Annotated in this window: 2 protein-coding genes; both read left to right on the plus strand. The window is 63.8% G+C overall.

Annotated features, from left to right (window positions below; genetic code table 11):
* Window positions 1-114 precede the first annotated feature (114 nt).
* Window positions 115-1629, plus strand: a complete 1515-nt coding sequence (gene istA, locus BMI01S_RS36810) for an IS21 family transposase (RefSeq protein WP_028233060.1) — start codon at window positions 115-117, stop codon at window positions 1627-1629.
* Window positions 1622-2422, plus strand: a complete 801-nt coding sequence (istB, locus tag BMI01S_RS36815) for an IS21-like element helper ATPase IstB (protein ID WP_042293169.1) — start codon at window positions 1622-1624, stop codon at window positions 2420-2422. Before istA ends, istB begins: the two co-directional genes overlap by 8 nt.
* The last annotated feature ends 193 nt before the right edge of the window (window positions 2423-2615 follow it).

Consider the following 2615-nt stretch of genomic DNA (forward strand, 5'->3'; position numbering starts at 1 on the left):
GTTTACGCCGACCGAAAATTGAGCCACTCATAGGGATTGCGCCGACTGAAAATTGAGCCGGGTCATTAGCCTATCCTGCCTGTTTTTTAGGCGGGGTTTTTGGGGATGATCCCGATGACAATGATTGGAAAGGTGCGGCGGATGTTCCACCGCCAGAACAAGTCGATACGCGAAATCGCGCGCCTCACGAGCCTGTCGCGCAACACGATTCACAAATACCTTCACGCCGACATTGAGGAAGAGCCGAAGTACCGGCGCAAGGCGAAGCCGACGCAGTTGACGCCGTTTCACGAAACGCTGACGCAGGCACTGGCCGTGGATGCCCGTCGGCCGAAGAAGGAAAGGCGCACCGCGTGGATGCTGTTCCAGGAGATCCAGGCGGCCGGCTACACCGGCTGCTATTCGCGGGTGACCGACTTCATCCGCGCCTGGCGGCAAGGTGCGGGCAAGATGGCGCCGAATGCGGCGTTTGTGCCACTGCATTTCGAGATGGGCGAGGCATTCCAGTTTGACTGGAGCGAGGAAGGGCTGGTGGTCGGCGGCGTCTACAGGAAGCTGCAGGTGGCGCACATGAAGTTGTGTGCTTCGCGGGCGTTCTGGTTGGTCGCCTACCCGACGCAAGGTCACGAGATGCTGTTTGACGCCCATACGCGGGCCTTCACGGCCTTCGGTGGCGTGGCCAGGCGCGGCATCTACGACAACATGAAGACGGCGGTCGACAAGGTTCACAAGGGCAAGGGCCGAACCGTGAACCCGCGCTTTGCCGTGATGTGCTCGCACTACCTGTTCGATCCGGACTTCTGCAACGTGGCCAGCGGCTGGGAGAAAGGCGTCGTTGAGAAGAACGTGCAGGACAGCCGCCTGCGGATCTGGATCGAGGCGCGCGAGCAGCGCTTTGGCAGTCTGGCCGAGCTGAACGCATGGCTGGCGAGCCGGTGCCGGGCGTTGTGGGAGGAAGTCAAGCATCCGCACTGGCGGGATCTGAGCGTTGCCGATGTGTTCGAGCAGGAGCGCGCTCACCTGATGCCCATTCCGACGCCGTTTGACGGCTATGTTGAACGCGCTGCGCGCGTCTCGTCGACCTGTCTGGTCGTGGTTGGCCGCAACCGCTACTCGGTGCCGTGCGAGTTTGCCGGCCAGATGGTCAGCACGCGTCTGTATCCGGACCGCGTGGTCGTGGTCGCCGATGACGCAATGGTGGCCGGGCACGACCGCCTGGCCGACGAAGGCCGGGTGCGCTACGACTGGCAGCACTATATTCCGCTGGTCCAGCGCAAGCCCGGCGCGCTGCGCAACGGCGCGCCATTCACGGACATGCCCGAGCCGCTGCAGCGGTTGCGCCGCGCGCTGCTGCGCGAGGCAGGCGGAGACCGCATCATGGCGAAGGTTCTCGCACTCGTCCCGGAGAGCGGCTTGGATGTCGTGCTGGTCGCGGTCGAACTGGCGCTGGAGCAGGCGCCGCCCTCCGGGCGGGTGAGCGTCGAGCACGTGGAGAACGTGCTCTCGCGCATGCGTAGCGTGCCAATGCCGCCGAAGATCGACACGGCGTTGCAGCTGGCGACGCCGCCGCGTGCCGATACCTCGCGCTATGACGGTCTGCGCAAGGCGCGGGAGGCTGGCCATGCGTGATCTGACTGCTGAACTCAAACAGCTACGGTTGCACGGCATGGCAGCTGCCTGGGGTGAACTGCTCGAACAGGGGAACGTGGAGGAGCCGGTGTCCCGATGGTTGCTCGAGCAGTTGCTCACTGCTGAGAGCGCCGATCGCGCCGTGCGCTCGGTCAACCACCAGATGAGTGCGGCGAAGTTCCCGGTGCATCGCGATCTGGCTGGCTTCGACTTCGACGGCTCGCCGGTTGATCGCAAGCTCGTCCTGCAACTGGCCGACATGAGCTTTACCGAGGCCGCACACAACCTGGTGCTGGTCGGCGGCCCGGGTTCGGGCAAGACGCATCTGGCGACGGCAATCGGCGTGTCCGGCATCATGCATCACGGCATGCGGGTGCGCTTCTACTCGACGGTGGATCTCGCCAATGCACTCGAGCAGGAGAAGGCGCAGGGCCGCGCCGGACGGATCGCGGCGAGCCTGCTGCGTCTCGATCTGGTCATTCTGGACGAACTTGGGTATCTACCCTTCAGCCAGGCCGGTGGAGCGCTGCTGTTCCATCTGCTCAGCCGCCTGTATGAGCACACGAGCGTGGCGATTACGACCAATCTGGACTTCGGTGAATGGTCCAGCGTGTTCGGCGACGCGAAGATGACGACGGCGCTGCTGGACCGCCTGACGCATCATTGCCACATCGTGGAGACCGGCAACGAGAGTTACCGCTTCCGCCAAAGCAGCGCCAGCGAGAAAAAGCGAATCCAGTCGCGCGAGGCCTCACGCAAGGGCAACACGGGTAGCGCCCCGGCTGAAACCTGAGCGCCGCGCTCGGTGGAAGCCGTTACGGGCTACGCCCTTCACGGCTTCCATCGAGCGGCACAGCGGCTTACAAGGGAGGACAGGCGACCGGAAAAACCATAGACTTATCCACATCCGGTCCATCATTGGACCGGCCTTCACCCCGGCTCAAAATTCGGTCGGCGCGGTGGCTCAAAATTCAATCGGCGCGGAC

This window comes from Paraburkholderia mimosarum LMG 23256 = NBRC 106338, from assembly GCF_000739815.1.
Lineage (GTDB): Bacteria > Pseudomonadota > Gammaproteobacteria > Burkholderiales > Burkholderiaceae > Paraburkholderia > Paraburkholderia mimosarum.